This window comes from candidate division WOR-3 bacterium, assembly GCA_016867815.1.
Classification (GTDB): Bacteria; Hydrothermota; Tepidihabitantia; order Tepidihabitantales; family Tepidihabitantaceae; genus UBA2258.
On record VGIR01000117.1, the window covers coordinates 1 to 7,614 of the forward strand.

The 7,614-nt window shown below is 60.9% G+C and carries 8 protein-coding genes; 6 read left to right on the forward strand and 2 right to left on the reverse strand.

Annotated elements, in window-relative coordinates; translation table 11 throughout:
* The coding region (locus tag FJY68_12665; protein MBM3332677.1) for an acylphosphatase at positions 1 to 132 on the reverse strand (132 nt) is incomplete at its 3' end.
* Between the two features lie 672 nt (positions 133 to 804).
* Here FJY68_12665 and rpmB point away from each other — a divergent pair.
* From rpmB to FJY68_12695, 6 genes are all read left to right on the forward strand, one after another.
* Positions 805 to 993, forward strand: coding sequence for a 50S ribosomal protein L28 (gene rpmB / locus FJY68_12670; protein MBM3332678.1), 189 nt, complete (start codon positions 805 to 807; stop codon positions 991 to 993).
* 43 nt (positions 994 to 1,036) lie between these two features.
* Entirely contained in the window at positions 1,037 to 1,993 is a 957-nt protein-coding gene (locus FJY68_12675) for a GDP-mannose 4,6-dehydratase (protein ID MBM3332679.1), read from the forward strand.
* 81 nt (positions 1,994 to 2,074) lie between these two features.
* Positions 2,075 to 3,004 (forward strand): NAD-dependent epimerase/dehydratase family protein, encoded by a 930-nt coding sequence (locus tag FJY68_12680; GenBank protein MBM3332680.1) that lies wholly within the window; start codon positions 2,075 to 2,077, stop codon positions 3,002 to 3,004.
* Positions 3,005 to 3,042: 38 nt separating this feature from the next.
* Positions 3,043 to 3,477 carry a four helix bundle protein gene (locus tag FJY68_12685; protein MBM3332681.1) on the forward strand — a complete coding sequence of 145 codons (435 nt, stop codon included), beginning with the start codon at positions 3,043 to 3,045 and terminating at the stop codon, positions 3,475 to 3,477.
* A gap of 165 nt (positions 3,478 to 3,642) precedes the next feature.
* Entirely contained in the window at positions 3,643 to 4,569 is a 927-nt protein-coding gene (locus FJY68_12690) for a glycosyltransferase family 2 protein (GenBank protein ID MBM3332682.1), read from the forward strand.
* Positions 4,570 to 5,213: 644 nt separating this feature from the next.
* The gene (locus FJY68_12695; GenBank protein MBM3332683.1) at positions 5,214 to 6,395 is read left to right on the forward strand and encodes a transposase; all 1,182 of its coding nucleotides are present in this window, start codon (positions 5,214 to 5,216) and stop codon (positions 6,393 to 6,395) included.
* 498 nt (positions 6,396 to 6,893) lie between these two features.
* Here FJY68_12695 and FJY68_12700 read toward each other — a convergent pair whose 3' ends face one another.
* A complete protein-coding gene (locus tag FJY68_12700; protein MBM3332684.1) occupies positions 6,894 to 7,226 on the reverse strand; it encodes a hypothetical protein in 333 nt (110 codons plus the stop codon).
* Between the last annotated feature and the right edge of the window lie 388 nt (positions 7,227 to 7,614).

Here is a 7,614-nt window from a genome sequence, read left to right on the forward strand (position 1 = left end):
GAACAGGTTGCGCACACGCCCTTGCAGGCCGAGTGTGACCGCCTCGCGGAAGACGAATCTCCGGTAGAACACGCCTTGGACGATGCCGGAGACAATGGCGTGCAGCGATGCTCTGTCCGTCTGTTCTGCCACAAGTGAAGATAGACATGCACCACACCATGTCAAGCAAGTCACCCCCAATGTGGACAAGTGGTTCGCAACCTGGGCATAAGCTGCGCGAAAGCCGGGTGCAGCTCACGCCGCTCCCGTGTTCATCCGGTGGGAAACCTGTTGGCAGCAGGTTGCCAGCCTGGCGACAACTTGTTTGGCCGCGGCCCGAGTCCCTAGTCAGCGCAGAACTGCCTTTGAGAAACCGGCTGCAGCCGGCCTCTCCGACTCATCCCTCATCGCCTGCCTTCCGTTTCTGCGGTGCCCCGGGCTGCCTCATTCACTCGTCATCAGGAATCACAATTCCGTCATTCCCTCTGGACCCTAGCTGAATGCCGTCCAGCGTGTCTCGTGACAGCCGGGAGGGCACCGAATCCTGCCTCCTGCCGCGTCGTGAAGGCTACCCCCCCAGAACCTACGTTGAGCCACGAAGACACGGAGAATACGAAGCGAACGGGGTGAACCACCGATGCACACGGATACCCGGGCAGATGTCTTCGAGAAACCCATCTGTGTTCATCCGTGTCCATCTGTGGTCAGTCGAATGTCGTCCGGCTTCGTGGTCGTCTGCTTCGGAATCCGCGCTGCCCGGGCGGATTGACTGTCCGGCTAATCCTGCTATCCTCTGTCCGAATCTAACACCGCCAAGGAGGACAATTGGCTAGACATTGCGAGATTTGTGGCAAAGTCGGCATGGTCGGCTCGAACATCAGCCATGCCCACAACGTAACGAAGCGAATGTGGGAACCCAACCTGCAACGCGTACGGGCCAAGGTCGAGAACGAGAACAAGCGAATCTGGGTCTGCACGCGCTGCCTGCGCTCCGGCAAGGTCCAGAAAGCCTGAGGCCCTCACTGATCGTACTGGTATCTGAATCCCGGGAGGTTTCTTGAAGTGTCTCATCACCGGCATCACCGGCTTTGCCGGCAGCCACCTGGCTGAGTATCTCCTTTCCCGGGGCGACTGCGAAGTGCACGGCACGATGCGCTGGCGCTCCCGGATGGAGAATATCACTGAGCTAGGCAACCGGATCACGACCCACGTCTGCGACATCCGTGACGCGACCGCGATGTACGAGATCATCCGGGACCTGAAGCCGGACCGGATCTACCACCTCGCTGCCCAGAGCTTTGTGCCCATGTCATGGACCGCCCCGGCCGAAACCCTCACGACCAACGTCATCGGCCAGACCAACATCTTCGAGGCAATCCGGGCGGTTGGCTGCCCGACCCGCGTACAGATCGCCTGCTCCAGCGAGGAATACGGCATGGTACTGCCCGAAGAGACGCCGATAAAGGAAACCAACCCGCTCCGTCCCCTGTCAACGTACGCCGTCAGCAAGGTCGCCCAGGACCTGATGGGTTACCAGTACCACCAGAGCTACGGTATGCACATCGTTCGCACCCGCGGCTTCAACCACACCGGCCCGCGCCGCGGCGATGTATTCGTTACCTCCAACTTCGCCAAGCAGATCGTCGAGGTCGAGCGGGGCAAGCAGGCGCCGGTGATTCACGTCGGCAACCTGAATGCCGTCCGCGACTTCACCGACGTCCGCGACACGGTTGTCGCCTACTATCTCGCTCTGGAGAAGGGCAAGCCCGGCGACGTGTACAACGTAGCCACCGGCAAAGGCTACAAGATAAGCGAGATGCTCGACATCCTGCTGAGCTTCTCAAAGGTCAAGATCGAGACCCGGCCCGACCCGAAGCGGATGCGGCCGAGCGACGTCGAGCTGCTGCTCGGTGATGCAGCCAAGCTTAGAACCGAGACCGGCTGGGAACCGAAGTACAAGTTCGAGCAGACCATGAAGGACCTGCTCGACTACTGGCGAAGCAAGCAGGGATAGAGAGAGCGAGGTACAAAGGGATAAAGTGCAGGAATCCGAACACTTGATCCCTCGGTCCCTCGATCCCTCTCTCCCTCTGCCATGAGTCGCATACTCGTCACCGGCATCGAAGGCTTTGCCGGTGGCCACCTCGCCCGTCACCTTACCTCGGCGGGACATGAGGTCATTGGCCTCCACTGGGCCGACGCGCCGGCTGGTCTGCCGGGCGAGCTTCACAGAGGGGACGTCTGCGACTTCGATGCCACCCGTGCCCTCCTGGAAACGACAAAACCCGATGGCATCATTCACCTCGCGGGCATCAGCTCAGTAGCCCTGTCCGAATCGCGCCAGATGACCACCTACGAGGTCAACGCGCTGGGTACGCTCAAGCTCCTCGAAGCAGTCCGCCAGCTCCGGCTGAAGTGCCGTCTCGTCCTCATCTCCTCGGCCGACGTCTACGGCCGGTCCAATGTTGGCCGGGCCTTGTCCGAGGACTTGCCCTCCTTGCCGCTCAGCCCCTACGCCTTGAGCAAGCACATGACCGCTGAAGCCGGCCTATTCTACCACCGGGCGTTCGGGCTGGACGTAGTCATCCTCCGGCCTTTCAGCCACACCGGACCCGGCCAGACCACTGCGTTTGTCTTCCCCAAGGTCGCGAACGCCATCGCCCGGATTGAGCGCGGCCAGATGGAACCGGTTATCGTGATGGGCGACCTCAGCGTCAGGCGTGACTACACCGATGTCCGCGACGTAGTCCGGGCCTACCTTCTCGCCCTCGGACGCTGTGTAGCAGGCGAGACCTACAACGTTACGTCCGGCAAACCACTGATGATACGGGAGGGTGTGGACTACCTGTGCGGCCTGGCCCGCGTTCCGGTTGAGATCAGTAGCTCGGCTGCCGAGTTCCGGCCACACGACATCCCGCTCCTGACCGGCGACCCGTCAAAGTTCATGGCCGCCACCGGCTGGAAGCCCGAGATTCCCTTCGCCAACACCCTCTCCGACCTGCTGGACTACTACCGCGGGCTCTGAGCCCGCGGCAAGTCCGAAGCCCGAAACCCGAATGACGAATGAAGCTCGAATTCCCCAATGACGGAGTGATACTTGAACGCGAGCGTGATCGCCCTACAATCCACGTCATGGCAGAGACCACGCGGTTCGACCTGGAAGAACGAACTGCGTCCTTCGGCGAGGCGGTGGTCCGCTTCTCAAAGACCATACGCGAGACGGCGGTCACGCGGCCACTGGTGAACCAACTCGTCCGGGCCGCAACCAGCATTGGCGCGAACTACTGCGAGGCCAACGACGCCGACTCCAAATCCGACTTCCGGTGGGACTGCCGCGGCTTTCCGCTGAGGAAAACCGTGGCTGTACCCAGTCCTTTCCTGCCGGAGTCGGCGGCGGACACGCGAAAGCTGTGGCAGGAGGCCAAAGAACTCAACCTCATCTTCGGTGCCATCATCCGCTCTACCACAGCTCGCAAAACTCCTCCCGAAGACACCTAACCCCGGTGACGCACTCACTTGTAGTTGATGTCCGTGATTTGTCATTCGGACTTCAATCGGCCTTCGAGCTTCGTCATTCGAGTTTGGCCTGTGATTCGGTCTTCGGGTTTCAATCGTCATTCGGACTTCGTCATTCGAGCTTGATCGAGAGTCTCTCCTCCTAGCATGAGGCTATCGATCGTGGTCGTCACCTGGAACTCTTCCGCTGACATCGACGCCTGCATCGACTCCATCAACTACGGCGAGGAGTTCGAGGTCATCGTGGTCGACAACGCCTCGAGCGACGCGACGGTAGAGAGAGTCGGCCGTCACCATCACCTGACACTCGTCGAGAACCAGCGTAACCTCGGCTATGCAGCCGCCAACAACCAAGGCATCAAGGCCGCGACCGGCGAGTACGTGCTGCTGCTCAATCCCGACACGCGTGTCGAACTCGGCACGCTCGATGTCCTGTCACGCTATCTGGACGAGCATCCCGTCACCGGCGCGGTCGCCCCGCGCCTTGTCAGCCCGGATGGCTCAACCCAGTTCTCAATCCGTTCCTTCCCTACCTCGGCCTCACTCTTCTGGGAACTCATCGGCCTCGCCCGGCTCTTCCCCAAGAGCCGCGTCTTCGGCCGCTGGAAGATGAAGTACTTCGACTACGACCGGCCCGCCGAGGTCGAACAGCCGATGGCCTCCTGCCTGATGCTTCGCAGGACCGCTCTCGACTCCATCGAGCCTCAAGCTTCAAGCTTCAAGCTTCAAGCTCCGGACTCCGGGCTTGCGGCTTGTGGCTTGCGGCTTGGAGCTTTCATGGACGAACAATTCCCGATGTTCTACAACGACGTCGACCTATCCAAGCGCATGGCAGATGCCGGCTGGAAGACCGTCTACCTCCCCGACGCGCGCGTGGTCCACCGCCATGGCGCGAGCACGAGACAGGTGCGAGCGAAGATGATCCGCGAGTCCCACCGCTCCGCGTTCCGCTACCTGCGCAAGCACGACCACTCCGGTCTCTTCTGGCTCAAGGCCGCAGTCCTACTCCCCCTCTTCGAGGTCACGTCCCTCCTGCGCGTAATCGCGCACCATCTCCGCCGCCGCACTCCCTAGCCGCCATTCGTCATTCGAGCTTGTCATCCCATCTTTGGTCATTCGTGCTCCGACATTCGAGCTTGTTCTGGTGTAAGGCCTTCTCCACGTCATCGCCTATCGCCTGCGCCGTCCCCGACGGCAACCAGACCGAGCATGGCCTCTACTCCCATTCTCCCTCTGTCCTCGCAGCAGGCCACCAACCCGGCTGGAGCCGTACAGCGTTCCCCGTTTGCCGACTTCCGGAACCGGTCACTGGAACCACGTGACTGGTCACTCGCGGCCGTTTGTGCTCGGGCCTGAGCTAGCTTGATGCTTACGGCCTGTGGCTTGAGGCCCGCGGGCTACACCCGCGCCAATCTGCAATGCCTCGTGGGAGCTTCCCGAAGTGTGGTGCTTGTTCCTGGTTGCTTCACGCACGGAAAGGCCCTCTCTCTCACTCCCTCGGCAGTTCCCCATGGAGCGGGGAGAACCGCTCCCGATTCTCCACCACGGCTGATGCGGTCTTTCATTTCAGGAATAACTGCGTCTCTGCATCGAGGAACCGCCCCTCATCATTGCCCTGAGGCTGTTCGGTCATCGCATTCGGGTCCGATCTCATGACATGGGTTACAGGTTATTATCAGGACATAGGTAACATATGACGAGTAACGGAGGTGTTGTTTATGCCCTGGAGAGTAAGTGGTGCGCAGCATCTGCGCGCCGAGTTTGTGTTGGTGGCAAGCGAGCCGGATGTCAGCACGAGCGCGGCCTGCCGGCAGTTCAATGTGAGCCGGAAGACCGGCTACAAGTGGCTGCGGCGGTACAAAGAAGTCGGTCTGTGCGGGTTGGTGGATGTGAGCCGGCGTCCGCGGTCGAGTCCCTTGTCCGTGAGTGGGGCGTTGGTATTGGAGCTGGTACGGCTGCGGCGGGAGCATCCGCACTGGGGTCCGAAGAAACTGCGGCGACTGCTGTTGCGTACAGGCTTCCGATCGGAGGAGGTGCCGGGTGTGGCGACGGTCGGGCGGATACTGCGGCGGGCCGGCCTGAGTGAGGCCAAGGGGCGAGGTCGACCCCGACGCTGGGAGCCGGAAGGGCCGCTGAGTGCGGCAGCGGGTCCTAATGATGTCTGGACGGTTGACTTCAAGGGCTACTGGCGGGTGGGCGATGGCGAGCGGTGCGAGCCTTTGGGAATCCGGGATCTCTATAGTCGCTACATCCTCTGTCTGCGGCCGATGCGGCGGCGGCGGATTGAAGATGTTAGAGGCGTATTTGCGGAGATGTTTGAGCGCTACGGGCTGCCGGTGGCAATCCGCAGTGACAACGGTGCACCCTTCGCATCGATGGTTGGCCCCTATGGGCTGACGCGGTTGAGTGCCTGGTGTCGGACATTGGGCATCAAGCTGGACCGGATCGACCCGGGGCATCCGGAACGGAATGGCAGCCACGAGCGGATGCACCGTGACCTGGCGGCCGAGATCCAGGGACAGCCGGCGCCGACGCTTGCGGAAGAGGCGGTGCGACTTGAGCGGTGGCGGGTAGACTATAATATCAACCGGCCGCATGAAGCGCTGGGGCAGAAGACGCCGGGTGAGGTATATCGGGTATCGCCGCGCCGAATGAGCGACGTCGAGCCCTACAAGTATCCCTACGGCTATCTGCTGCGGCGGGTGGACAGCAAAGGGTACATAGCGGTAATGGGTAAGGCGGTATCCCTGAGCGATGCTTTGATCAGGACCGAGGTGGGTCTGGAGCGGCTGGATGAGACCCACTGGCGGATATGGTTTTGTGACATGGCGATAAAAGAGGTCTGCGTGCAACGTGCGGTACCCCGCTGGCTTGCGCCGCCGGCGGTCACGCAGGTGTAACCCATGTCCTGATAATAAAGTGTTACCTATGTCCTGAGTCGCTCATTCGGGGGCTGCCCGGGGGACGGTACCCCCAGTGCTGCCCGGGACTGTACTCTTGGCAATGACCTGTTGAAGCTAAGCTGTTCTTTTTCCTAGGCTTACGCGCACGAAACCAGACTATATTCAGGTCAGCTCGGCCCGGATTCGGGATTTCCGTCTCCCCCGCCGAACACCGCCCGGTTCAATCACAATCCGGCAAGCGTCGGCAGCGCGTCTTCATCAAGATCACTTGGTTGCCTGACTGCCGTCAGCCGGCTCGGGCCTGCACTTGGGCCAGTTTGGTGCTTGCAGCCTGGGACTAGCGGGCTACGCCCGCGCCAATCTGCAATCTGCAGTCTGCAATCTGAAATGCCTCGTGGGAGCTTCCCGAAGTGGCGTGCCTGTCCCTGGTTTGCCTGTGGCGGCAGTAGAGACACCCGCGTCGGCGCTACTGAGTTGTGTCGCTGTTTCTATCCGCTAGCGCTCGGCACTCTTGCGCAACTCGAAGTCCGATACCTCCTGGTTTGAGGACGCCAGGTGGATCAGTCCCTTCAGGATCGAGACTCGACCGGAAACGACTCGTGACGCGTCAACGTCTACGCCATCGTAATCAGCGTTGCAGGGGGTTTCGACTTCCATTATCCACCAACGGTCCAATTTCTCTATCAACTTCACCATTGTCTTCAGGTCTTCCTGGTATGTGGACCGGTCCTCGCCGCAGACGAATCCGAGCAGGTTGTGCACGGCCTTGTTGCGGATCTGCCGTAGCTTCCGCATCGCGGAGACATCGTCGTCGTCGATGGCACCCATCTTCCTTAGGAATCTGAGTGAACCGTCAAGCCCGGACTTGCAGGGCTGAGGGCCAGCACCTTCTCCTCGTATCTTCGCGCGAACGTCTTGTACTTCCGATCCATCGTGAGGAAACTGCGGGTTTCATCTACGACAATGTCCTCGAGAATCTCGTAGCTCGCTACGAACGAGCATGTCCCTCGGTTAGTTGAAATTCCTAGCGGCTCCCACATCACTTTAGGCAACTCTCTCTGTTGCGTCAATTTCTTTCGGTGACGCGGACCGTTCCAGTGCACTCAGCAATGCGGGGATGTGCCGGTAGCCATCTACGCACCGGAAGTGCTGCTCGGCATGTAGCAGCCCAGCTACACACCAGCGCCAGCGCATCTCGCCAGGGCGCCAGCGCTTC

Coding starts and splice junctions, on each gene's coding strand:
- FJY68_12680 (MBM3332680.1), top strand. CDS start 2,075: ATGAGTCGCATACTCGTCACCGGCATCGAAGGCTTTGCCGGTGGCCAC.
- FJY68_12685 (MBM3332681.1), top strand. CDS start 3,043: ATGAAGCTCGAATTCCCCAATGACGGAGTGATACTTGAACGCGAGCGT.
- FJY68_12690 (MBM3332682.1), top strand. CDS start 3,643: ATGAGGCTATCGATCGTGGTCGTCACCTGGAACTCTTCCGCTGACATC.
- FJY68_12695 (MBM3332683.1), top strand. CDS start 5,214: ATGCCCTGGAGAGTAAGTGGTGCGCAGCATCTGCGCGCCGAGTTTGTG.
- FJY68_12700 (MBM3332684.1), bottom strand. CDS start 7,226: ATGGGTGCCATCGACGACGACGATGTCTCCGCGATGCGGAAGCTACGG.